This is a genomic window from Streptomyces sp. NPDC003943, from assembly GCF_053605265.1.
In genome coordinates this window covers 19,725-42,831 of the sequence record NZ_JBSGIW010000063.1, presented here as the reverse complement: position 1 = coordinate 42,831, position 23,107 = coordinate 19,725, and the positions used below count along the sequence as shown (strand labels likewise).

General features: G+C 73.8%; 22 protein-coding genes. 15 read left to right on the top strand and 7 right to left on the bottom strand.

Features of this window, described 5'->3' with window-relative positions:
• Positions 1 to 80 precede the first annotated feature (80 nt).
• Both aceB and ACWEV0_RS24320 read right to left on the bottom strand, forming a co-directional pair.
• On the bottom strand, positions 81 to 1,712 hold the full coding sequence (gene aceB, locus ACWEV0_RS24325; protein WP_453151540.1) for a malate synthase A: 1,632 nt from the start codon (positions 1,710 to 1,712) through the stop codon (positions 81 to 83).
• Positions 1,713 to 1,995: 283 nt separating this feature from the next.
• Positions 1,996 to 2,646 (bottom strand): nucleotidyltransferase family protein, encoded by a 651-nt coding sequence (locus ACWEV0_RS24320; RefSeq protein ID WP_453151539.1) that lies wholly within the window; start codon positions 2,644 to 2,646, stop codon positions 1,996 to 1,998.
• A gap of 184 nt (positions 2,647 to 2,830) precedes the next feature.
• On the opposite strand from ACWEV0_RS24320, the gene ACWEV0_RS24315 reads away from it, so the two are divergent.
• The 7 genes from ACWEV0_RS24315 (at position 2,831) to ACWEV0_RS24285 (ending at position 10,426) form a co-directional block, all read left to right on the top strand.
• Entirely contained in the window at positions 2,831 to 3,157 is a 327-nt protein-coding gene (locus tag ACWEV0_RS24315) for a DUF5955 family protein (protein ID WP_453151538.1), read from the top strand.
• Between the two features lie 879 nt (positions 3,158 to 4,036).
• Positions 4,037 to 6,658: a LuxR C-terminal-related transcriptional regulator gene (locus ACWEV0_RS24310; protein WP_453151537.1), complete on the top strand. Its 2,622-nt coding sequence runs from the start codon at positions 4,037 to 4,039 to the stop codon at positions 6,656 to 6,658.
• A 215-nt stretch (positions 6,659 to 6,873) separates the two neighbouring features.
• Positions 6,874 to 8,586 carry an MFS transporter gene (locus ACWEV0_RS24305; protein ID WP_453151536.1) on the top strand — a complete coding sequence of 571 codons (1,713 nt, stop codon included), beginning with the start codon at positions 6,874 to 6,876 and terminating at the stop codon, positions 8,584 to 8,586.
• Between the two features lie 74 nt (positions 8,587 to 8,660).
• Positions 8,661 to 8,858, top strand: a complete 198-nt coding sequence (locus ACWEV0_RS24300) for a hypothetical protein (RefSeq protein WP_365343373.1) — start codon at positions 8,661 to 8,663, stop codon at positions 8,856 to 8,858.
• A gap of 162 nt (positions 8,859 to 9,020) precedes the next feature.
• Complete coding sequence (locus tag ACWEV0_RS24295; protein WP_453151535.1) at positions 9,021 to 9,479, top strand: SHOCT domain-containing protein; 459 nt, start codon at positions 9,021 to 9,023, stop codon at positions 9,477 to 9,479.
• 39 nt (positions 9,480 to 9,518) lie between these two features.
• Entirely contained in the window at positions 9,519 to 9,938 is a 420-nt protein-coding gene (locus ACWEV0_RS24290) for a DUF7144 family membrane protein (RefSeq protein ID WP_453151534.1), read from the top strand.
• Positions 9,935 to 10,426 (top strand): amphi-Trp domain-containing protein, encoded by a 492-nt coding sequence (locus tag ACWEV0_RS24285; protein WP_453151533.1) that lies wholly within the window; start codon positions 9,935 to 9,937, stop codon positions 10,424 to 10,426. Before ACWEV0_RS24290 ends, ACWEV0_RS24285 begins: the two co-directional genes overlap by 4 nt.
• Before the next feature lie 31 nt (positions 10,427 to 10,457).
• Here the strand turns inward: ACWEV0_RS24285 and ACWEV0_RS24280 are convergent, their stop codons facing one another.
• Positions 10,458 to 11,084: a response regulator gene (locus tag ACWEV0_RS24280; RefSeq protein WP_403789530.1), complete on the bottom strand. Its 627-nt coding sequence runs from the start codon at positions 11,082 to 11,084 to the stop codon at positions 10,458 to 10,460.
• Between the two features lie 118 nt (positions 11,085 to 11,202).
• Positions 11,203 to 12,396 carry a histidine kinase gene (locus ACWEV0_RS24275; RefSeq protein WP_453151532.1) on the bottom strand — a complete coding sequence of 398 codons (1,194 nt, stop codon included), beginning with the start codon at positions 12,394 to 12,396 and terminating at the stop codon, positions 11,203 to 11,205.
• 124 nt (positions 12,397 to 12,520) lie between these two features.
• On the opposite strand from ACWEV0_RS24275, the gene ACWEV0_RS24270 reads away from it, so the two are divergent.
• Entirely contained in the window at positions 12,521 to 13,603 is a 1,083-nt protein-coding gene (locus tag ACWEV0_RS24270) for an ABC transporter permease (RefSeq protein ID WP_451609893.1), read from the top strand.
• Complete coding sequence (locus tag ACWEV0_RS24265) at positions 13,600 to 14,289, top strand: ABC transporter ATP-binding protein (protein WP_453151531.1); 690 nt, start codon at positions 13,600 to 13,602, stop codon at positions 14,287 to 14,289. Before ACWEV0_RS24270 ends, ACWEV0_RS24265 begins: the two co-directional genes overlap by 4 nt.
• An 83-nt stretch (positions 14,290 to 14,372) precedes the next feature.
• Here the strand turns inward: ACWEV0_RS24265 and ACWEV0_RS24260 are convergent, their stop codons facing one another.
• Positions 14,373 to 15,182 carry an IclR family transcriptional regulator gene (locus ACWEV0_RS24260; protein ID WP_453151530.1) on the bottom strand — a complete coding sequence of 270 codons (810 nt, stop codon included), beginning with the start codon at positions 15,180 to 15,182 and terminating at the stop codon, positions 14,373 to 14,375.
• 336 nt (positions 15,183 to 15,518) lie between these two features.
• Between ACWEV0_RS24260 and allB the strand changes: the two genes are divergently transcribed.
• Together allB and alc are read left to right on the top strand one after the other, a co-directional pair.
• Positions 15,519 to 16,853, top strand: coding sequence for an allantoinase AllB (gene allB / locus ACWEV0_RS24255; RefSeq protein ID WP_453151529.1), 1,335 nt, complete (start codon positions 15,519 to 15,521; stop codon positions 16,851 to 16,853).
• 1 nt (position 16,854) lies between these two features.
• Positions 16,855 to 17,970 (top strand): allantoicase, encoded by a 1,116-nt coding sequence (gene alc / locus ACWEV0_RS24250; protein WP_403789536.1) that lies wholly within the window; start codon positions 16,855 to 16,857, stop codon positions 17,968 to 17,970.
• A gap of 167 nt (positions 17,971 to 18,137) precedes the next feature.
• On the opposite strand, the gene ACWEV0_RS24245 is transcribed toward alc, so the two are convergent.
• Positions 18,138 to 18,878 (bottom strand): SDR family NAD(P)-dependent oxidoreductase, encoded by a 741-nt coding sequence (locus tag ACWEV0_RS24245; protein WP_453151528.1) that lies wholly within the window; start codon positions 18,876 to 18,878, stop codon positions 18,138 to 18,140.
• A 173-nt stretch (positions 18,879 to 19,051) separates the two neighbouring features.
• Here ACWEV0_RS24245 and ACWEV0_RS24240 point away from each other — a divergent pair, with 173 nt between their 5' ends.
• Positions 19,052 to 19,669 carry a dihydrofolate reductase family protein gene (locus tag ACWEV0_RS24240; protein WP_453151527.1) on the top strand — a complete coding sequence of 206 codons (618 nt, stop codon included), beginning with the start codon at positions 19,052 to 19,054 and terminating at the stop codon, positions 19,667 to 19,669.
• A gap of 87 nt (positions 19,670 to 19,756) precedes the next feature.
• Complete coding sequence (locus tag ACWEV0_RS24235; RefSeq protein ID WP_453151526.1) at positions 19,757 to 20,677, top strand: DMT family transporter; 921 nt, start codon at positions 19,757 to 19,759, stop codon at positions 20,675 to 20,677.
• A 68-nt stretch (positions 20,678 to 20,745) separates the two neighbouring features.
• Here ACWEV0_RS24235 and ACWEV0_RS24230 read toward each other — a convergent pair whose 3' ends face one another.
• Positions 20,746 to 20,964, bottom strand: a complete 219-nt coding sequence (locus tag ACWEV0_RS24230; RefSeq protein WP_453151525.1) for a hypothetical protein — start codon at positions 20,962 to 20,964, stop codon at positions 20,746 to 20,748.
• Positions 20,965 to 21,132: 168 nt separating this feature from the next.
• Between ACWEV0_RS24230 and ACWEV0_RS24225 the strand changes: the two genes are divergently transcribed.
• Both ACWEV0_RS24225 and ACWEV0_RS24220 read left to right on the top strand, forming a co-directional pair.
• Complete coding sequence (locus tag ACWEV0_RS24225; protein ID WP_453151524.1) at positions 21,133 to 22,359, top strand: sensor histidine kinase; 1,227 nt, start codon at positions 21,133 to 21,135, stop codon at positions 22,357 to 22,359.
• Complete coding sequence (locus ACWEV0_RS24220) at positions 22,356 to 23,105, top strand: response regulator (protein ID WP_453151523.1); 750 nt, start codon at positions 22,356 to 22,358, stop codon at positions 23,103 to 23,105. Before ACWEV0_RS24225 ends, ACWEV0_RS24220 begins: the two co-directional genes overlap by 4 nt.
• Positions 23,106 to 23,107: the final 2 nt, after the last annotated feature.

Genomic DNA, 23,107 nt, shown 5'->3' with positions numbered 1-23,107 from the left:
CAGCAAAAGGCCCCGCCCCCGGTGCTGTGCGAACACCGGGGGCGGGGCCTGCTCGGGGGAGCTGTTCGGCCGCTGTGCGGTCAGCCGACCAGCTGGTCGTACGCGGGGAGGGTCAGGAAGTCCGCGTAGTCGGCGTCGAGGGAGACGTGCAGCAGGAGGTCGTGGGCCTGCTGCCACTTTCCGGCCGCGAAGGCGTCCTCGCCGATCTCCTCGCGGATCGCGGCCAGCTCCTCGGCGGCCACCTTGCGGGCCAGTTCCGGGGTCGCCTTCACGGTCTCGCCGGCGTGCTCGAACTCCACACCCGCGTTGATCCACTGCCAGATCTGCGAGCGCGAGATCTCGGCCGTGGCCGCGTCCTCCATCAGGTTGAAGATCGCGACGGCGCCGAGGCCGCGCAGCCACGCCTCGATGTAGCGGATGCCGACCTGGGTGGCGTTGCGCAGGCCCTCGTACGTCGGACGGGCGTCCAGCGAGGCGATGTCGATGAGCTCCGGGCCCTCGACGTGGACGTCCTCGCGCAGCCGGTCCTTCTGGTTCGGCTTGTCGCCGAGGACCGCGTCGAACGAGGCCATGGCGATCGGCACCAGGTCGGGATGGGCGACCCAGGAGCCGTCGAAGCCGTCGCCGGCCTCGCGGTCCTTGTCGGCCTTGACCTTCTCGAAGGCGACCTTGTTGACCTCCGCGTCCTTGCGGGACGGGATGAAGGCCGCCATGCCGCCGATCGCGTGCGCGCCGCGCTTGTGGCAGGTGCGGACGAGGAGTTCGGTGTACGCGCGCATGAACGGGGCGGTCATCGTGACCGCGTTGCGGTCCGGGAGGACGAACTTGGCACCGCCGTCACGGAAGTTCTTGACGATGGAGAAGAGGTAGTCCCAGCGGCCCGCGTTCAGTCCGGCGGCGTGGTCGCGGAGCTCGTAGAGGATCTCCTCCATCTCGTACGCGGCCGTGATCGTCTCGATGAGGACCGTGGCGCGGACCGTGCCCTGCGGGATGCCGACGTAGTCCTGGGCGAAGACGAAGATGTCGTTCCAGAGGCGGGCCTCAAGGTGCGACTCGGTCTTCGGCAGGTAGAAGTACGGGCCCTTGCCGAGGTCGATCAGGCGCTGGGCGTTGTGGAAGAAGTAGAGGCCGAAGTCGACCAGGGCGCCGGGGACCGGGCGGCCGTCGACGGTGAGGTGACGCTCCTCCAGGTGCCAGCCGCGCGGCCGCATGACGACCGTGGCGAGCTGGTCGGCCGGCTTCAGGGCGTACGACTTGCCCGAGCGCGGGTCCGTGAAGTCGATGTTGCGGGTGTAGGCGTCGATCAGGTTGACCTGGCCGAGGACCACGTTCTCCCAGGTGGGCGCCGAGGCGTCCTCGAAGTCGGCGAGCCAGACCCTGGCGCCCGAGTTCAGCGCGTTGATCGTCATCTTGCGGTCGGTAGGGCCGGTGATCTCGACCCGCCGGTCGTTCAGGGCCGCCGGGGCCGGCGCGACCTTCCAGGACTCGTCGGCGCGGATGGCCGCGGTCTCGGGCAGGAAGCCCAGGGTGGAGGTGCGGGCGATCTCGGCGCGGCGCTCGCCACGGCGGGCGAGCAGCTCGTCCCGGCGCGGGGTGAACCGACGGTGCAGCTCGGCCACGAAGGCGAGCGCGGCGTCGGTGAGCACCTCCTCCTGGCGCGGCAGGGGTTCGGCTTCGACGACGACCAGGGAGGACGGCGCTGGTGCGGACATGAACTGTCACTTCCTTCAGCGGGCTTCACGGGCGGTGCGTGCCGGCCGCCGGGCGTCGTCGTGTGGCACGCCGTGCCACAGGCGCCGAGATACGGCCGGGAGCGCCGTCACGGAGGATCAGGCGCTTCTGAACAGTGGATACTAGTTTCCTCATGGTGGAAGTTCAATGGTTTGTTGATGTCGAGATTCTTTGGGTCGACACAACGTGGCTCTGAGTGTCACCGCGCTCACTCCCCTTCCCGTTCCGGTCCCGGTCCCGTTCCCGGTCCCGTTCCGCTCCGGCTCAGGCCAGACGCCAGAGGTCCGCCTCGGTGTCGATGTCATAGGGCTCGGCCACATCCGAACAGTCCACGAGGGTGATCGCATCCCGGTGCGCCTCCAGGTACTCCCGCGCGCCCCGGTCCCCGACCGCCCCCGCCGCGATCCCGGCCCAGTGGCCCGCGCCGAACAGCGCCGGATGGCCGCGCCTCCCGTCGTACGAGGCGGCGGCGAGAGTGTCGCGCCCGCGGTACGCGGCCCGCACCCGGGCCACCGCCGGTGCCCCGATCCCCGGCTGGTCCACCAGCGCCACGAGCGCCGCGTCGACCCCGCCCGGACCGGCGGCGAGCGAGGCGAGCCCGGCCCGCAGCGAGGACCCCATGCCCTCGGCCCACTCCCGGTTCTCCACGAGCGCACACCCCGGCAGGCTCGCCTCCCGCCGTACGTGCTCCGCCGCCGCGCCCAGCACCACGTGCACGACCTCGCAGCCGCCCTCCCGCAGCACCCGCGCCGCGCGCTCGACCAGCGGCCGGCCGCGGTACGGGAGCAGCGCCTTCGGCCGCCCGCCGAGGCGCCGGCCGCCCCCCGCGGCGAGCAGGAGCCCGGCGATTCGGGGCCTCGTCACGGGGGCGGCCGCGGCCTCCTCCGTCGTCTCTTCTGCTGTCTCTTCCGTCATGGGGAGTGCATACCGCATCAGGCCCCACCACCCGGATGCCTGAATGTGTGTCCGCCTGCTGGCGCGCCGGGCGCGCGAGGGAGTTAACTGGCCCGCGACCCCGAGCGCCCGACCACCGCCCAAGGGGTCGCACAGCGACGTGCACGTGCACAAGGGGGGCCGGAGGCTCCCTGGGGGGAGAACCATGTTGCGAAGCGTGGGGCAGAGGCGAGTGACCGCTGACGGCGTGGACCCGAGGGTGGCCGAACTGCGCGCCGCCGTGTCCCGGCTCAGGCGCGAACTCGCCGGACACCGGCCGGAGTTCGCCGACCGGGGGATCGCCGAGGACGAGCTCGCCGCGCTCGACGCGATGGCGCTCAGCGGCGCCCCCGAGGTGTGGCGGCTGCGCCGCTCGCTGCTCCTGATCGCAGGCGCGATCGGCTCCGTCAGCGCCCTCACCGAGGGCCTCGCCGCCGTCCGCCGCGCCGTCGAACTGTTCGGCCCGGCGACGCCCAGCCAGCCGGACGCCTGACCGGCGAGCCCCCGGGAGGACCTTCGGGTACCCGGGAGGGGTTCATCGGGTGCTGGGCGGCCCGCCCGGATTGCGGAGAGACTTTTCTGCGCAGGTGGGCTCTGCCCGGAATCCGACCGGAGGGTGGTGGCGAGCGTGGTGGCGGTGCGCGACGACGCCCCGCAGGAACCGGCCGCGCCGGGACCCGACGGGCAGGAAGCGGCCGCGCCGGGCCCGCCCGGGCCCGGACCGGCCGGCCGGGACGCCGCCCGGGACGGACGTGGCGTCGCCGGTGCCGACCGGGACCATGGGCGGCACGGACCGGGCGCCCGGCACGCCGCCCGAAACCCCGCTCGGGATGCCGCCCGGGACGCCGACCGGGACCCTCGCCGGGACGCCGCCCGAAACCCCGCTCGGGATGCCGCCCGGGACCCGGGCCGGGACGCCGACCGGGACCCTGGCCGGGGCGCCGCCCGAAAGGCCGGCCGGGACGCCGCCCGGGACGGACTGGCCGTCCCCGGTGCCGACCGAGACCCTGGGCGGAACGGACCGGGCGTACCCGCCGTGGACCCACAGGGACCGGCCGTCCCCGGCGCCGGCCGGCGCCGGCACGGATCTGGCGCCCGCTCAGTCGAACGGCCCAGTCCTGGCGCCCTCGGCGCCGAACCGTACGGATCTGGCGCCCGCTCAGTCGAACGGCGCAGTTCTGGCGCCCTCGGTGCCGGGCGGCACGGCCCTGACGCCCCGGGTGTCGAGCCGCGCAGTCCTGGCGCCCTCGGCGTCGACGCGCTGGGCGACTCCGAACGTCCCCGTCCCCCTGCCCTCGGCGACCCCGAACGGCCCCGCCCCGGTGCCCTCGGCGTCGACCCGCTGGGCGACCCCTTTCTGCGGACCCGGTTCGTGCCGCCCGCGCTGCCCGCGACGTTTCTGCGGCGCGGACGGCTGGACGAGCGGCTCGGGCAGGTGCCGCGGACGCCGCTGACGGTGGTCGAGGGGCGCGCCGGGGCGGGCAAGACGCTGCTGGTGGCGGACTGGGCCGCGCGCCTGGACCGGCCGGTCGCATGGCTGACGCTCGACGCGGCGATCCAGGGGCCCGGCATGTTCTGGGCGCACTTCCTCCAGGCCCTGCGGGCGGGCGGGACGCCGATGCCCTCGTCTATCGGCTCGCCCGCCCGGGCGGGCCGGGCCGACCACGCGCTGCTGTCCCGGCTCGCCGCGGAGCTGGCCGCCCGCGACCGGCCCGCGATCGTCGTCGTCGACGAGTTCGACCGGATGACCGCACCGGAGATCGCGAGACAGCTGGATTTCGTCCTGCACCACGGCGGAGCGGGACTCCGCCTGGTCCTGGTCACCCGCACCGAGCCGCTGCTGCCGCTGCACCGCTACCGGGTGGCCGGGGAGATGACCGAGATCCGGGACGCCGACCTCGCCTTCACCGTCGAGGAGGCGGTCACGCTGCTCGAACTGCACGGCCTCGGCCTGTCCGACGCGGCGGCCGGAGCGCTGGTGGAGCGCACCCGGGGCTGGGCCGCCGGCCTGCGGCTGTGCGCCATGGCCGCGCGGCTGAGCCCGGACCCGGAGATCTACCTGAAGGAGTTCGAGGCGGGCCGCAGCACGATCGCCGACTTCCTGCTCGCCGAGGTGCTCGACCGGCAGCCGCCCCGGACCCAGGACCTGCTGCTCCGGGTCAGCGTCCCCGACCGGTTCCGGCCGGAGCTCGCGGACGCGCTGACCGGGCGGCACGACGCGGCACCGATCCTGGCCGGGCTGCTGCGCGACAACGCGTTCGTGGAGGACTTCGGGCAGGGCTGGTACCGGCTCCATCCGCTGTTCCGGGAGATCCTCCGGGCCCATCTGCGGCGCCGCTCGCCCGGTCTGGAACGGCACGTGCACCGGCGGGCGGCCGGGTGGCTGCGGCACTCCGGGACCCTGCCGGAGACCCTCGCCCACGGTGCCGCCGCGGGGGACCTGGCCTTCGCCGCCGGGGCCCTGGTCGACGACCTGGCGATCGGGCAGCTGTTCACCGGCCCGCGCGCGGACGAGCTGGCCGAGCTGTTCGCGGGCCTGGAAACGGAGACCGAGACGGAGACGCCGAGCCCGGCCGCGGACCTCGTCCGCGCCGCGCGCGAGCTGTCCCGCCACGACCTCGCCCGCGGCTTGGCCCACCTCGGCCGCGCCGAGGAACAGCTGACCGCCGGCACCGGCGACTCCCCGGCGGCCCGGCTCGGCCGCGCGCTGCTCGCGGCACTGGCGGGCCGGCTGTCGGGTTCCGTGCGGCAGACGGAGGAGGCCGCCCGGTCCGCCGCCCAGCTGCTGGGATCGGTGCCCGTCCCGCTCCTCGACGCTCATCCCGAACTCCTCGCCCTGCTGCGCATCCACCTGGGCGCGACCCGGCTGTGGGCCGGACTCCTCGGCGACGCACGGGCCGTACTCACCGAGGTGACCCGCGGCCCCGGCGACGCCGCCACGGCGCTGCCACGCCGGGACTCCCTGGAGCACCTGGCGCTCATCGACTACCTCGACGGCCGGCCCGGCCGGGCCGAGCGCAGGATCCGCGCGGCGACGGCGGAGGCGGAACGTTTCGGCCTCGCCACGCCGGCCGGCTCCGGCCTGGGGCGGTCGGTCCTCGCCGCGGTCGCCGTCGAGCGGGACGAGCCGGCCCGTGCCGAGGAACTGCTCGGCCGGCCGCCCGACGGACCGGCGCCGGACCCGGTCACCGCCGCGGCACGCCGCCTCGCCACGGCCCGGCTGCTCCTGGCCCAGGGGCGCACCCGCGCCGCGCTGGCCGCCGCGCGGCAGGACGTCCCCGCCGCCGAGGACTCCCCGTGGGCCGAGGGCCACGCCGCCCTGATCGTCTCGGCCGCCCACCTCGCGGAGGGCCGCCCGGAGGCCGCCGCCGAGGTCCTCCGGGCGGTGGCCGGGGACCAGCCGATGTGCCTCGTCGGCGCGGCGCGGGCCCACCTCGCGGCCGGTGACCGGACCGAGGCCCTCCTCCTGCTGGACGGCCTCGACGGCCTCGACGGCCCGGCCGGCATCGCCGGTCTCTCCGGCCACGCGCACGCCGGCCCGGCGGTGACGGTGCGCGCCGCGCTGGTGCGGGCCCGGGCCGCGAAGCTGGAGGGCGACCTCGGCGCCGTACACACCCTGCTCGACCGGGCCCTGCGGGAGGCCAGGCCCGAGGAGCTGCGGCGTCCCTTCCTGGAGGCGGGGCCCTGGATCGATCCCTTCCTGGCGGCGGCGCCCCTGCGGACGCTCGCCGCGGGCTGGCTCCTGCCGGAGGCCGGGCCGGACGGCGGGGCGGCCGGTCCGGCGGCGGAGGAGCCGCTGGTGGAGCCGCTGAGCGAACGGGAACACGAGGTGCTGGAGCGGCTCGCCCGGATGATGTCGACCGAGGACATCGCCGCCGACCTGTACCTGTCGGTCAACACGGTGAAGACCCATCTCAAGAGCGTCTACCGGAAGCTGTCGGTGCACCGGCGCAACGAAGCGGTACGCCGGGCCCGCGACCTGGGCCTGCTCTGACCCCGGGAAGCCCGCTCTGATCCCGAGAACCGGCTCTGAGCCCGAGAAGCCTGCCCTGGTCCGAGAAGGGCGTCTCTCCGGCCCCGCTCACCCGTCGCGGGTGAGGCGGCCCGCGGCCGTTTCGGGTGCGATGGCAGCGGCGGGGCGTGTCGGGCGCCGTGACGCGCGCGGCCCTCGCGACCCGTCCCGTGACCCGGCCCGGTGAGGTGGACACGATGAGACAGTGGGGTGCTCTGATCGTCCTGGGGACGGCCCAGTTCCTGATGGTGCTCGACACCGCCGTCATGAACGTCTCCATCACGCAGTTGGTCGAGGACTTCGACACCGAGGTGACCTCGATCCAGGCCGTCATCACCCTGTACGCCCTGGTCATGGCCGCGTTCATGATCGTCGGCGGGCGGATCGGGGACATCCTTGGGCGCCGCCGCGTCTTCCTGATCGGCATGGGCGTCTACGGTGTCGGATCGGCCCTTACCGCCGTCTCGCCCACCCTGTGGGTCCTGGCGCTCGGCTGGTCGGTCATCGAAGGGCTCGGCGCCGCCCTGGTGCTGCCGTCCATGGCGGCCCTCGTCGCCGAGTCCTACCGCGGCCGGGACCGCTCCGTCGCGTACGGCGTCATCGGCGGCCTCGCCGGCGCGGGCATCGCGGTCGGACCGCTGCTGGGCGGCTGGGTGACCACGTACCTCACCTGGCGGCTGGTCTTCGCGGGCGAGGTCGTGGTGGTCCTCGGCGTCCTGCTCTTCCGGCGGGCGATCAAGGAACGGCCCGCGGAGGGCAGGCGCCCCGGCCTGGACGTCGTCGGCGCCCTGCTGTCGGCGGCCGGACTGGGCCTCGGCGTCCTCGGCGTGCTCCAGAGCACCACCTGGGGCTGGGTGGCGCCGCTCGATCCCCCGTTCACGGTGTTCGGCTTCGCCCCCACCCTGTTCGTGGTCGCGGCCGGAGTGGGCCTCCTCTACGCCTTCCAGGCCTGGGAGCGGCGGCGGGAGGCCCGCGGTGAGGACCCCCTGGTGCACCTGGCCCTGTTCCGCAGGCCCGTGCTGCGCTCCGGGCTGATGACCCTGCTCAGCCAGAACCTCATCCTGCTCGGGCTCTTCTTCACCATCCCGCTGTACCTGCAGGTGGTGCAGGGCTTCGACGCCTTCCAGACGGGACTGCGGCTGCTGCCGGTCTCGATCACCATGCTGTTGGCCTCCCTGGCCGGGGCCGGGCTCGGACGCAGGATCGCACCGCGCCGGATCGTGCGGGTGGCGCTGCTGCTGCTGGCTGCGGCGATCGCCTGGCTCCTCGCCTCCATCAAACCCGTCATCGACGACGCCCAGTTCTTCGGGGCCATGGCGCTGCTCGGCCTCGGCATGGGCATGCTCGCCTCGCAGCTCGGCAACGTCGTCCAGTCCACCGCCGGGGAGCAGGAGCGCAGCGAGGTCGGCGGTCTGCAGTTCACCGCCCAGAACCTGGGCTCCTCGCTGGGCACCGCCCTCATCGGCTCGATCCTCATCGGCGCCCTGGCCCATGCCTTCACCGCGCAGGTCCAGCAGAACCCGGCGATCTCCGACGAGGCCCGCCAACAGACCAGCGTCGCCCTGGAATCCGGGATCAGCTTCGTCTCCACCGACCAGGTGCACTCGGCCGCCGAGCAGGCCGGACTGCCGCCGGGCGACGTCGACGCCGTCACGGACTCCTATGCCCAGGCCCAGCTGAACGGTCTGAAGGCCGCCATCCTCGCGACCGGCGGCATCACGCTGGCGAGCTTCCTGGTGACGCGCGGCCTGCCCGCCGCGAGCCCGGCCGCGAGCGCGGGCGAGACGGCTCCGTCCGGAGGCCCGCCCAGCCCGACGGCCCCGCCGAGTCCGCCGGCGCCGCCGAGCCCGGCCGCCCCGCCCAACCCGACCTCGCCGAAGCGGGGCCGCCGAGAGCCCGGGGGGTCGTGATGTTCGGATCCGGACGCGTGGGTCACCCGCGCGGGGTGAGGCCGACGGAGGTCCCCGGGGCGGACCATCGGAGCATGCAGTACGAGATCCGCGTCGACGGGCACATGTCGGAGACGCTGGTCAGCGCCTTCCCCGAGCTGGAGCACGTCGTGATCTCCGGCCAGACGGTGCTGTACGGCCCCGTCGTGGACGAGGCGCACCTCTACGGACTGCTGGCCCGCTTCCAGTCGCTCGGCCTCCACGTGGTGGAGCTGCGGCGTCTCCCCGACTGACCACCCACGGGGCCCCACACAGGACCCCACACGTGACCCCACACGTGACGCCACACTCACCCGTACCGGGTGAGGTCATCCCCCGAGAGGCCCCGCACCCTGAAGACAGCCCGGAACGGCGCCCGGCACCCGGGACCCGGTCCGGACGGAACGGAGCAGAAGATGGGCACCTATCTCGCCTACGACTACCCGCTGCTGAACACCTTCTGGACCATGCTCTGGTTCTTCGTGTGGATCCTGTGGATCATCCTGCTCTTCAGGATCATCGGCGACATCTTCCGCGACGACGAACTCGGCGGCTGGGGCAAGGCCGGCTGGCTGGCGTTCGTCATCCTGCTGCCCTTCCTGGGCGTGTTCGTCTACCTCATCGCGCGGGGCAAGTCGATGGGGCACCGGGAGATCACGCACGCGCGCAAGCAGCAGGAGGCGTTCGACTCCTACGTCCGCGAGACCGCGGGCACCTCCGGCGGCACCAGTCACGCCGACGACCTCGCGCGGCTCGCCGATCTCCGCAGCCGCGGTGACATCACCGAAGAGGAGTTCCGCCGCGCCAAGGAGATCGTCCTGAGCGGCGGCAGCCCGTCCGCGTCGACCGGAACCGGCGCGTCCGCCCGGCAGTAGCCCGGGAGGACAGGGAAAGGGACAGCGAAAGGAACCGTGATGGCCACCACACACTCTCCCCGGATGCACTCGGCCAAGTACGCCTGGGCCGAGGGGCTCACGGCCTTCGCCGCCGTCATGCTCGCCCTCGCGGGGCTGCTGGGCATCTTCCGCGGCATCATGGCGATCGCCGAGGACGACATCTTCGTCACCACGCCCAACTACGTCTTCAAGTACGACCTCACCGGGTGGGGCTGGGTCCACCTCGGTCTCGGCATCGCCGCCGTGCTCGTGAGCTTCGGACTCTTCCGGGTGGCGACCTGGGCACGGATCGCCGGCGTGGCCATCGCCGGGCTCGTCATCATCGCCAACTTCCTCTCGCTGCCGTACTCCCCGGTGTGGTCCGTCATCGTGATCGCGATGTCCGGGTTCGTCATCTGGGCCCTGTGCGTCAACCGGAGCGGGAAGGAGCAGCTGTGAAGGACCTGAAGTTCGAGCAGAAGCGCTCGCTGAGCCGCGCCGAGGCCGCGGAGCTGCTCGCCGGGCTCGCCGAGGCGTTCCGGGAGGGCGGCGAGGCCGAGCTCACGCTGGGCCCGGGAGTGGAGCTGAGCCTCCGGGTCCCCGACGAGTTCCGCACCGAGGTGGAGTTCGAGGTCGACGAAGGCGAGATCGAGCTGGAGATCGAGCTGAAGTGGCCGATGGGTGGCGGGCGTGCCACCCCCGCCTCCTCGGCCCGCAAGGCAGCCAAGTCCGAGGCAGCCAAGTCCGAGGCAGCCAAGTCCGAGGCAGCCAAGTCCGAGGCAGCCGAGTCCGAGGCCGCGACCGGGCCGGCCGAAGAGGAACCCGAACCCGCCGCCTCGGCCGAGCCCTCCGCTCCCCGGAGCCGGAAGACCACGTCGGCCGCCAGGTCGAAGCGCTCCCCGGCCAAGCGGACTCCCGCCAAGCGGACCGCGGCCAAGCGGTCCTGAGCCGGCCGCCCAGCGGCACCGCCGATCCGGCCTACCGCCGGATCAGCCGCCGGGCGGTCGCGGCCGCCACCGCGGCCGTGCGCGAGTCCACGCCCAGTTTGGCGAAGATGTGCACCAGATGGGACTTCACCGTCGCCTGGCTCAGGAACAGCGCCTTGCTGATCTGCTGGTTCGACAGTCCCTCGCTCACCAGCTGGAGCACCTCCAGCTCCCGCTTGGTCAGCGCCTCCGCCGGGGTGCGCATCCGGTCCATCAGCCGGTGCGCCACCGCCGGGGCGAGCGCCGACTGGCCGGCCGCGGCCGTCCGTACCGCCGCGGCCAGCTCCTCCGGCGGGGCGTCCTTCAGGAGGTAGCCGGAGGCGCCGGCCTCCACCGCCGCGAGGATGTCGGCGTCCGTGTCGTACGTGGTGAGGACCAGCACCCGCGGCCCGCCCCGTACGGCGGTGATCGCGGCCGTCGCCTCCGAGCCGTGCATGCCGGGGCCGAACTGGAGGTCCATCAGGACCACGTCCACGCCGCCGGCCGCGGCCAGTTCGACCGCCCGCTCGGCCGTCGCCGCCTCGCCGACCACGGCGAAGTCCGGCTCGGTGTCGAGGACGGCCCGCAGCCCGGCCCGTACCACCGGGTGGTCGTCGGCGAGCAGCAGTCGGATGGTCATGCGGCGGACTCCAGGGTGGTCATGCGGCGGACTCCAGGATGGTCGTGCGACGGATTCCAGGATCGTCGTGCGGCGGACACCAGGACGGTGACGCGTCAGGCTCCGGGGTGGTCATGCGTCAGGCTCCGGTCGTGGTGCCGGCGGGCAGCGGAAGGGAGACGGCCACGGCGGTGCCCTGGCCGGGGGCGGACTCGACGGTGAAGGAACCGCCCAGCGACTCCGCGCGCGAGCGCATCGCCGGCAGCCCGAAGCCGCCGTCCGACGAGGGGCGCACCGAGCGCGGCTCGGCCGGGTCGAAGCCCTTGCCGTCGTCCACCACGTCCAGCGTCACCGAGCCGCCCATGAACGACAGGGTGATCTCCGCCCGCGAGGCGGCGGCGTGCCGCACCGTGTTCGCGAGCGCCGACTGGGCGATCCGCAGCAGCGCCACCTCGTACGGGGTGGGCAGCTCGGCCGGTGTCCCGCTCACCGAGAACCGCACCCGCGGCCCGTCCGGAGCGGCCGGCGGGCCGGCCGTCTCGCACAGCCGCTCCAGGGCCCCGGCGAGCGAACCGTGCTCCAGATCGGGCGGGGTGAGCGCCCGTACGAAGCGGCGCGCCTCCGCCAGGTTGTCCTGCGCGGCCCGCCGGGCCGCGTCGATGTGCCCGGCGGCCGGCGAGCCCTCCGGCAGCGCGCGCTCGGCGGCCCGCAGCAGCAACTGGATCGACGACAGCCCCTGCGCCAGGGTGTCGTGGATCTCCCGGGCGAGCCGCTCGCGCTCGGCGAGCGTCCCCGCGTGCCGTTCGGCCGCCGCCAGCTCGGCCCGGGTCGAGATCAGCTCCTCGATCAGCCGGCGCCGCCGCTCGCTCTCCCGGTACAGCGCCTGGTAACCGAGCACGGTCGCCACGGCCACCGCCCCGCCGAGCAGCGGTCCGATGAACACGCCCGGGCTGAGGGCCGCGCCGTGCCGGACGTACGACAGGATCGCCGCGCACGCGGTGAGCGCCACCGCCGGCAGCGACCAGCGCACCGGCAGCAGGTGCAGTTGCAGGAAGTACAGCGGGAAGGCCAGCCACAGCCCCTCGGGCGTCAGCCACAGCAGCACCAGCCAGGACAGGCACAGCGCACCGAGCCAGACCGCCGCCCCGCGCTGCGAGCCGCGCACGGCGGGCAGCAGCGAGCCCGCCGCGTACACCGCGCCGGTGAGCACCGCCGCCACCACGCCCGCGGTCGTCTGCGAGCGCACCGCCGCCAGGACGAGGAGCCCCGCCATCAGCAGATGAAGACAGAGGCGCAGCGCGCGCAGGGCAGGGGTGAGGGAGCGGGGATCCATGATGGTTCCAGGGTAGGCGGGGCCGCGGGCCGCTCCGGACAATCCGGACTCAACCGAAAGTTTGATTACGGAGCCATCCGTGGCGCGATGCCCGCCCGGGGCCCTGACCAGCAGGCTTGGCCCCATGTTCGTGGCATGGAGAGACCTGAGATTCGCCAAGGGGCGTTTCACCTTGATGGGCACCGTGATCGTCCTGATCACCCTGCTCGTCGGACTGCTTTCGGGACTGACCGCCGGGCTCGCACGGGAGAACATCTCGGCGATCACCGGCCTCCCGGCGGACCGGCTGGCCTTCGCCGCGCCGCCCGCCGGCCAGTCGGTCTCCTTCACCAACTCGGCCGTCACCGCCTCCCAGTGGCGTGACTGGGCCGCCCGGCCCGGCGTCGAGCGCGCCGCGCCGCTCGGCATCCGCACCCTCAACGCCACGGCCGGCGACCGCACCGCCGCCCTCTCCGCCTTCGGTACGGAGCCGGGCGCGGGCCTCGCGCCGGAGGGCTCGCGGCTCGGGGCGGGCAAGGTGGTCCTGTCCGAGTCGGCGGCGGAGGAACTGGACGTCACCGCCGGGGACGCGGTGCGCCTCGGCCCCCTGGACGCCACCGTCGTCGCGGTCGCCGGGGACGCCTCGTACAGCCACACGCCCGTCGTGTGGACCTCCCTCGACGACTGGCAGAAGGTCGGCCGGGCCGGCACCGGGACCGAGCAACAGGCCACCGTGATCGCGCTGAGCGGCTCCGGCGCCGACTGGGCGGCCGGGGACAAGGCCCTCGGCACGGCCGCGAAGACCGTCGACGAGGCCCTCGGCGCCATAGGGTCCTACCAGGCCGAGAACGGCTCGCTCCAGCTGATGCGCGGCTTCCTCTTCGCGATCTCCGCGCTGGTCATAGGAGCCTTCTTCACCGTCTGGACCATCCAGCGCAGCGCCGACGTGGCCGTCCTCAAGGCGCTCGGCGCCTCCACCCCGTACCTCCTGAAGGACGCCCTCGGGCAGGCCGTGGTGATGCTCGGCGCGGGCACCCTGCTCGGCACCGGGCTCGCCTCCGGCATCGGCGCGCTGATCAGCGGCGGCGACGTGCCGTTCGTGCTCCAGCCGCTCACCGTGCTCGGCCCGGCCGCCGTGATGATCGTGCTCGGTGTGCTCGGCGCGGCCCTGTCCATCCGGCGGATCACCGCCGTCGACCCCCTGACCGCGCTCGGGAGTGCCCGATGAGCCTGCTGCTCGACAACGTGACCCTGACCTACCCGGACGGCGACGGCCGGCTCACCGCCCTCGACGCCGTCTCCCTGGAGGTGCCCGCCGGCAGCCTCACCGCCGTCGTCGGCCCCTCCGGCTCCGGCAAGTCCAGCCTGCTGGCCGTGGCCGCGACCCTCGTCACGCCGGACACCGGCCGGGTCGTCGTCGCCGGCACGGAGACGGGCTCGCTCACCCCGGCGGCCAAGGCCGAGCTGCGCCGCGAACACATCGGCATCGTCTTCCAGCAGCCGAACCTGCTGCCCTCGCTCAGCGCGCTGGAACAGCTCCAGGTGATGGCGCACCTGTCCGGGCGCGGACCGCGGACCGTCCGGGACCGGGCCGTGGAACTGCTCGACGCGGTCGGTCTCGCCGACCAGGCGCACCGCCGCCCGCACCAGCTCTCCGGCGGTCAGCGCCAGCGCGTCAACATCGCGCGGGCGCTGATGAACGAGCCCTCGGTGCTCCTGGTCGACGAGCCGACGAGCGCGCTCGACCACGAGCGGGGCGCCGCTGTCATGGAGCTGCTCGGCCGGCTGACGGCGGAGCGGGGGACGGCGACGGTGCTCGTGACGCACGACCGGACCCACCTGGGACGGGCGGACCGCACGGTGACGGTGGTGGACGGGCGGCTGAGCGAGGACACCGTGAACGTGACCGTCTGACCCGCCCGCGTACGGCAAGGGCGCCCGGAGCCGGGGAAGGCTCCGGGCGCCCTTCGCGTACGGACCGCGGGAACGGGCGGGGCTCAGACCTGGCCGTTGCCCGCCGTGTTCACCAGCGCCGCCGACAGCTCCTGGGCGACCTGCTGGAGGATCGGGACGATCTTGTCGGTGGCCGCCTCGGTGACCCGGCCGGCCGGGCCCGAGATGGAGATCGCGGCGGGAGTGGGGGAGTCGGGGACGGGGACCGCGAGGCAGCGGACTCCTATCTCCTGCTCGTTGTCGTCGACCGCGTAGCCCGTCTCGCGCACCAGGACCAGGGCGTCCAGGAAGCCTTCGGGCGTGGTGATCGTCTTCTCGGTGGCGGCGGGCATGCCGGTGCGGGCGAGCAGCGCGCGCACCTCGTCGGCGGGGGTGTCCACGAGCAGCGCCTTGCCGACGCCGGTGGAGTGCGGCAGCACCCGGCGGCCGACCTCGGTGAACATGCGCATGGAGTGCTTGGACGGAACCTGGGCGACGTACACGACCTCGTCGCCGTCGAGCAGCGCCATGTTCGCGGTCTCGCCGGTCTCCTCGACGAGCCGGGCCAGATACGGGCGGGCCCAGGTGCCGAGCAGCCGGGAGGCGGACTCGCCGAGCCGGATCAGGCGCGGTCCGAGGGCGTAGCGGCGGTTCGGCTGCTGGCGGACGTAGCCGCAGGCGACCAGCGTGCGCATCAGGCGGTGGATGGTCGGCAGCGGCAGTCCGCTGCTCGCGGAGAGTTCGCTGAGCCCGACCTCGCCGCCCGCGTCGGCCATCCGCTCCAGGAGGTCGAAGGCACGCTCGAGGGACTGGACGCCACCGCTCGCGGCGGCGGGCTTGGCGGCGTCGGTGGTGCTGGCGCTGGACGTCGGCACGGCAACGGTCCTTTCGGGGCAGGCGGGCAAGGCAGCAGCCTACCGGGCGCCCGGGCCGGGCACACGGCCCAGGTCCCGGCGTCCGGGCCGGTCAGCGGGGTGTTTGTCCGTTGTCGGCGGCTGCCCGGAGGGGTCCGGATCCGCCCCGCATGTGCGGAGCTACGTTCTACTGTACGAAATTCTCATTCCACTTCATGGAAACGTCCAATCGGCCCTCGCGAGAGCGGGGCATGCCGGGCGATCCTGAAAATGCGCCCTTGACGACATGTCGTCACGGACGCAGACTCCTTCAACAGTTCGTTGAATTTCTGCTTCGCGGAAGAAGAAGGGGTACGGGTGGACGTCAACCTGGTCCTGCGCTCGACGCGCGTCATCACCCCCGAGGGGACTCGTGCGGCCTCGATCGCCGTCTCCGGCGGCACGATCGCGGCCGTGTGGCCGTACGACGCCGAGGTCCCGGCCGGGGCCCGGCTGGAGGACGTCGGCGACGACGTCGTCCTGCCCGGTCTCGTCGACACGCATGTCCATGTGAACGACCCCGGGCGCACCGAGTGGGAGGGCTTCTGGACCGCGACGCGCGCCGCGGCCGCCGGTGGCATCACCACCCTGCTCGACATGCCGCTGAACTCGCTGCCGCCGACCACCACGGTCGAGCACCTGCGGATCAAGCAGGACGTCGCCCGCGCCAAGGCGCACATCGACACCGGCTTCTGGGGCGGCGCGCTGCCCGACAACGTCAAGGACCTGCGGCCGCTGCACGACGCCGGCGTCTTCGGCTTCAAGTGCTTCCTGTCGCCGTCCGGCGTGGACGAGTTCCCGCAGCTCGACCAGGACCAGCTGGCCGCCTCGCTCGCGGAGATCGCCGGCTTCGACGGGCTGATGATCGTCCACGCCGAGGACCCGCACGAGCTCGACGCCGCCCCGCAGCAGCCGGGCGCGAAGTACGCCGACTTCCTCGCCTCCCGGCCGCGGGTCGCGGAGAACACCGCGATCGAGAACCTGATCAACCAGGCCCGCCGGATCGGCGCCCGCGTGCACGTCCTGCACCTGTCGTCCTCGGACGCGCTGCCGCTGATCGCCGCCGCCAAGGCGGAGGGCGTGCAGGTCACCGTCGAGACCTGTCCGCACTTCCTGACCCTGACGGCGGAGGAGGTCCCGGACGGCGCGACCGAGTTCAAGTGCTGCCCGCCGATCCGTGAGGCGGCCAACCAGGACGCGCTGTGGGAGGGCCTGGCGAACGGCACCATCGACTGCATCGTCTCCGACCACTCGCCGTCCACGGCCGACCTCAAGACCGGCGACTTCGCCTCCGCCTGGGGCGGCATCTCCTCCCTCCAGCTCGGCCTGCCGGCCATCTGGACCGAGGCCCGCCACCGCGGCCACGACCTCACCGACCTCGCCCGCTGGATGTCCGAGGCCCCCGCCCGCCTCGCCGGCCTCGACCGGAAGGGCGCCATCGAGCCGGGCCGCGACGCCGACTTCGCGGTCGTCGACCCGGACGCCACCTTCACCGTCGACCCGGCCGAGCTGCAGCACCGCAACCGCGTCACCGCCTACGCGGGCAAGACCCTCTACGGCGTCGTCACCTCCACCTGGCTGCGCGGCGAACGCATCAACGACCGCGGCACCCTCACCGAGCCCACCGGCCGTCTCCTCGAAAGGAACAACTGACGTGTCCTCCATACCCAGCTTCACCGGAGACGCCAGCCCGTACGGCGGCGGTGACCCGTACGCCGACTACCGCACCGCCGACTTCCCCTTCACCCAGTACGCCGACCTCGCCGACCGCCGCCTCGGCGCGGGCGTCGTCGCCGCCAACGACGAGTTCTTCGCCGAGCGCGAGAACCTGCTCAAGCCCGAGGCCGCCGAGTTCGACCCCGAGCACTTCGGCCACAAGGGCAAGATCATGGACGGCTGGGAGACCCGCCGCCGCCGCGGTGTCTCCGCCGAGCAGCCGCACCCCACCGAGGACGACCACGACTGGGCGCTCGTACGCCTCGGCGCCCCCGGCGTGATCCGCGGCCTCGTCGTCGACACCGCCCACTTCCGCGGCAACTACCCGCAGGCCGTCTCCGTCGAGGCCACCTCCGTCGCCGGCTCGCCCTCGCCCGAGGAACTCCTCGCCGACGACGTCAAGTGGACGACGATCGTCCCGCGCACCGCCATCGGCGGCCACGCCGCCAACGGCTTCGCCGTCGACGTCGAGCAGCGCTTCACCCACCTCCGCGTCAACCAGCACCCCGACGGCGGCATCGCCCGCCTCCGCGTGTACGGCGAAGTCGCCCCCGACCCGGCCTGGCTCGGCGTGCTCGGCACCTTCGACCTCGCCGCCCTGGAGAACGGCGGCCAGGTCGAGGACGCCTCCGACCGCTTCTACTCCCCGGCCACCAACACCATCCAGCCCGGCCGCTCGCGCAAGATGGACGACGGCTGGGAGACCCGCCGCCGCCGCGACAAGGGCAACGACTGGATCCGCTACAGCCTCGCCGCCGAGTCCGAGATCCGCGCCGTCGAGATCGACACCGCGTACCTCAAGGGCAACAGCGCCGGCTGGGCCGCGCTCTCCGTCGCCGCCGAGGGCTCCGACGACTGGACCGAGATCCTGCCCCGGACCCGCCTCCAGCCCGACACCAACCACCGCTTCGTGCTCGACACGCCCGCGGTCGGCGCCCGCGTCCGCATCGACATCTACCCCGACGGCGGCATCTCCCGCCTCCGCCTCTTCGGCTCCCTCACCGAAGCGGGCACGGCGCGCCTGACGGCCCGCCACCAGGAACTGGGCGGCTGACGCCTCCCACCAAGACTGGGCGGGCACGACACCCCGCCCGGCCCGAGAGGGCGCACCGACCCGACAGCACCGGTGCGCCCTCCCACCTCTTTCCGAGGCTCGGTTCTCCCCCTGCCTTCGGCGGGGGACCCCCACGGGGCGCCTGAGCCGTCGTGTCCGTCCGGGGCCTACGCGGCGTGGCCGCCGTCCACCGCGAACTCGGCGCCCGTCACGTACGCCGCGCCCGGACCGGCCAGGAACGCCACCATCGAGGCGACCTCGTCGGCCGTGCCGAAGCGGCCGAGCGCCGTCATCTGGGCCTGGGCCTGGGCGTACGGGCCGTTCGCCGGGTTCATGTCGGTGTCCGTCGGGCCGGGGTGGACGATGTTCGCGGTGATGCCGCGGCCGCCCAGCTCGCGGGCGAGCGACTTCGTCAGGCCGACGAGGGCCGCCTTGCTCGTCGCGTAGAGCGTGCCGCCGGGGCCCGGCACCCGCTGGGTCATGCAGGTGCCGATGGTGACGATCCGGCCGCCCGCCGCCATGCGCGCGGCGGCCGCCTGCGCGGCGAGGAAGACCGAGCGGACGTTCACCGCGAGCACCCGGTCCACGTCCGCGAGGGTCAGGGACTCCAGCGGGCCGAGGACCCCGACGCCGACGTTGTTCACCAGCACGTCGAGCCGGCCGAGCGCGTCCGCCGCCCACTCCACCGCGCCGGCCGCGTCACCCGCGTCCGCCGCGTCCGCGCGCAGGGCCAGCGCCTTGCCGCCGGCCGCCTCGATCCGGGCGGCGACCTCGCGGGCCCGCTCCTCGCCCTGTACGTAGGTGAAGGCGACGTCCGCGCCCTCCTCGGCGAGCCGGACGGCCGTCGCCGCGCCGATGCCCCGGCTGCCGCCGGTGACCAGGACCGCCTTGCCGCTCATCGTGGACATGCTGAACTCCTCTTACGTCGTCGATCAGTTGCCGTCGTTGCGAGTTCAATCAAACGCGCGGCGGAGCCCTCGCGCTGGCGGGAATCGGACGGCGAGCCGATCACCGATGAGTTCCGCGGGCGGGCACGGTCTCCAGAGGTGAGACACGGCGACAAGAAGAGAAAGGGCCCCTCATGGCCACCCTGAGCCTCACCCAGTTCCTCACCCTCGACGGCGTGTACCAGGCCCCCGGCGGTCCCGAGGAAGACCCCAGCGGCGGCTTCGACCACGGCGGCTGGTCCTTCCCGTACGGCGACGAGGACTTCGGCCGCTTCATGACCGAGGTCTTCACGCGGCCCACCGCCTTCCTCCTCGGCCGCCGCACCTACGAGATCTTCGCGAGCTACTGGCCGAAGCACGACGACCCCGACAACCCCATCGCGACCAAGCTCAACACCCTCCCCAAGTACGTCGCCTCCCGCACCCTCACCACCGCCGACTGGGATCCGGCCTCGATCCTCTCCGGCGACGTCGTGCAGGAGGTCGCGGCCCTCAAGGAGCGGCTCGACGGCGAGATCCAGATGCACGGCAGCGGCGGCCTCGCGCGGACCCTGCTGGAGCACGACCTCATCGACACGCTCCATCTGCTCGTCTTCCCGGTCGTCCTGGGCACGGGCCGCCGCCTGTTCGCCGAGGGCGCCAGGCCCAGCGCCTTCCGGCTCACCGACGCGCGCACGACGCCGGCGGGCGTCACCCTCCAGACGTACGAGCAGGCGGGCCGGCCCACGTACGGCAGCTACGGAAAGGTGTAGCCACCACGGGCCGTCCCCGGTACGGTGATCACCCCCCCGTGTGCGAGCCGTCGAAGTCTCCACCCCGCCTGACCCGTTGGAGACGCCATGTCGTCGCTCGCCGCCTCCGCGACCCTCGGCGCCCCGCGCCGCGCCTGGCTCACCGACCTGCCGGTGCTGCTCGTCGCGGTGGTCTGGGGCGCCAGCTATCTCGCCGCCAAGGGCGTCACCACCGCCCACACCGTGCTCGCCGTCCTCGTGCTGCGCTTCGCGATCGTGCTGCCGGTGCTCGTCGCCGCCGGGTGGCGCAGGCTGCGGGCCCTCGACGCGGCCCAGTGGCGCGGGGCGGCGGTCCTCGGGCTGATCCTCGCCGGGATCTTCCTGCTGGAGACGTACGGGGTGGTGCACACCTCCGCCACCAACGCGGGCCTGATCATCAGCCTCACCATGATCTTCACGCCGCTCGCCGAGGCGGCCGTCACCAGGACCTGGCCCTCCCGTGCCTTCCTCGGCGCCGCCACGCTCTCCGTCACCGGCGTGGTCCTGCTGACCCAGGGCGCGGGCTTCACCGCGCCCTCGGCCGGTGACCTGCTGATGCTGCTCGCCGCGCTCGCCCGTACCGTGCACGTCCTCGCGATGTCCCGCATCAAGGCCGTGCGGAGCGCCGACTCGCTCTCCCTCACCACCGTCCAGCTCGGCGCCGCCGTCGCCGTCTTCGCCCTCCTCGCCGCCGTCCCCGGCACCGGCGCCACCCCCTGGGCGACGGCCCTCGGCTTCGGGCCGGGCGAGTGGGCCGGACTGCTCTTCCTCTCCGTCTTCTGCACCCTCTTCGCCTTCTTCGTCCAGATGTGGGCCGTCCGCCGCACCTCCCCGTCCCGCGTCAGCCTCCTCCTCGGCACCGAGCCGCTCTGGGCCGCAGCCGCGGGCATCGCGCTCGCCGGCGACCGCCCCGGAACCCCGGGCCTCGCCGGCGCCGTCCTCGTTCTCGCGGGCACCAGTTGGGGCCGCCGGGCCGCCGACGCCTCCTGAGGACTCCCGCCGGTCGCGCGGGTGGGCGAGTCCATGCGCGTACGCCCGCCGGCGCGCCCGCGCCCCGCTCAGCTCTTCACCCGGTCCGATATCACCAGGATCACCAGCCCGAGGCCCGCGATCACGATGTTCGCGAACAGCTCCCGGCCCTCCAGGAAGCCGATGTTGTCGGTCAGGAAACGGGTCGCGCCCATCAGCTTGAACCAGCCGTCGGTCAGCTCGCGGATCACCCCGCACACGCCGAAGACCAGCACCAGAAAACCCGTGACCTCGAGAAACCTCTTCATGCTCCGAGCATGATCCACACCCGCCCCCGCCCGCGTCGGCCACCGGTATCCGCTCCCCGCGACTTCCGTACGACCTTCGTACGACCGAGGTCCCCGGCTCGCGCGACTTTGGTATCGCGCGGGCCGCACGGAGCCGCGGCAGGGCGCTCACCTGCGTACATTTCCCGTATGACGCGTACCTGGCTGCTCCCCTCCCATCTGGTCGAGGCCGCCCGCACCGGGGGCCGGGGGCCGGGGGAGGGGCGGCCGCGGCGGACCCTGCGGGACTGGGTGGTCGACACCACGATCTTCCTGCTCGCGGCGTTCGTGGGGCTGCTCGCGGCCGAGACCAGCGCCACGTACAGCAGCGCGGCCGTCGCGCTGACCGACCAGCTCGTCGGCGGACTCGCCTGCTGCGCGCTGTGGCTGCGCCGGCGATGGCCCACCGGCCTCGCGGTCACGCTCTCCGTCGTCAGCGTCGTCGCCCCCACGGCGGGCGGCGCGGTGCTCGCCGCGCTGTTCAGCGTGGCCGTGCGCCGCCCCTTCAAGGAGGTGGCGTGGATCGGGCTGCTCGCCGTGGCCGCGTCCACCGTGCAGGTCTTCGTACGGCCCGACCCCAGCACCCGCACCCCGCTCGCCATCGGCATCGGCATCGTCCTGATCCTCCTGGTCACCGCCTGGGGCATGCTGGTCCGCTCCCGCCGCCAGCTCGTCGAGGCGCTGCGCGACCGCGCGCTGCGCGCCGAGGCGGAGGCGGAACTGCGGGCCGAGCAGGCGCAGCGGCAGGCGCGGGAGGCCATCGCGCGGGAGATGCACGACGTGCTCGCCCACCGCCTCACGCTGCTCAGCGTGCACGCCGGCGCCCTGGAGTTCCGGCCCGACGCCCCGCCCGCGCAGGTGGCGCGGGCCGCCGGGGTGATCCGGGACAGCGCCCACGAGGCGCTGCAGGACCTGCGGGAGATCATCGGCGTGCTGCGGTCGCCGTACGACGACGACGGCGCCGGCGGCGCCGCGAACCGGCCGCAGCCCACCCTCGCCACCCTGGACAGCCTCGTCTCCGAGGTCCGCGAGGCCGGCATGAAGGTCGTCCTCGACTCCACCGTGGCCGACCCGGACGCCGTGCCCGCCGCCACCGGCCGCACCGTCTACCGCATCGTCCAGGAAGCCCTCACCAACGCCCGCAAGCACGCGCCCGGCGCCGAGGTCACCCTCACCGTGCGCGGCCGGCCCGGCGAAGGACTCGACCTCGACGTCCGCAACCCGGCCCCCACCGGGCCCGTCCCGCCCGTGCCCGGCTCCGGCCAGGGCCTCATCGGGCTGACCGAACGCGCCACCCTCGCCGGCGGCCGGCTCAGCCACGGACCCGCCCCCGACGGCGGCTTCGCCGTGCACGCCTGGCTACCGTGGCCCGCATGACACCGACCCCGCCGCCCTCCTCGCCGTCGGCCCGGCCGCCCGTCCGGCTGCTCGTCGTCGACGACGACCCGCTGGTCCGCGCGGGCCTCGCCCTCATGCTCGGCGGCGCCGCGGACATCGAGATCGTCGGCGAGGGCGCCGACGGAGCCGAGGTCCCCGAGCTCGTCGACCGGCTCGCCCCCGACGTCGTCCTCATGGACATCCGCATGCCACGGGTCGACGGCCTCACCGCCACCGAGCGGTTGCGCGCCCGGCCCGGCGCGCCCGAGGTCCTCGTCCTCACCACCTTCCACGCCGACGAACAGGTCCTGCGGGCCCTGCGCGCCGGCGCCGCCGGCTTCGTCCTCAAGGACACCCCGCCCGCCGAGATCGTCACGGCCGTGCGCCGGGTGGCCGCCGGCGACCCGGTGCTCTCCCCGGCCGTCACCCGCCAGCTCATGACCCATGTCGCCGGCCAGGACACGCCGCACGGCCCCCGCACCGGCCCGCCGGAACCCCCGCGCCGCGCCGTCGCCGCCCGCCGCCTCGCCGGACTCGCGGAACGCGAACGGGAGGTGGCGCTCGCCGTCGGACAGGGCAGCTCCAACGCCGAGATCGCCGCGGCCCTCTACATGAGCGTCCCCACCGTCAAGACCCACGTCTCCCGCATTCTGGCCAAACTCGGCCTCAACAACCGTGTCCAGATCGCGCTCCTCGTCCACGACGCCGGCCTGCTCGACCTCCCCGACGGAGCGGGCGGCGCGTAGCC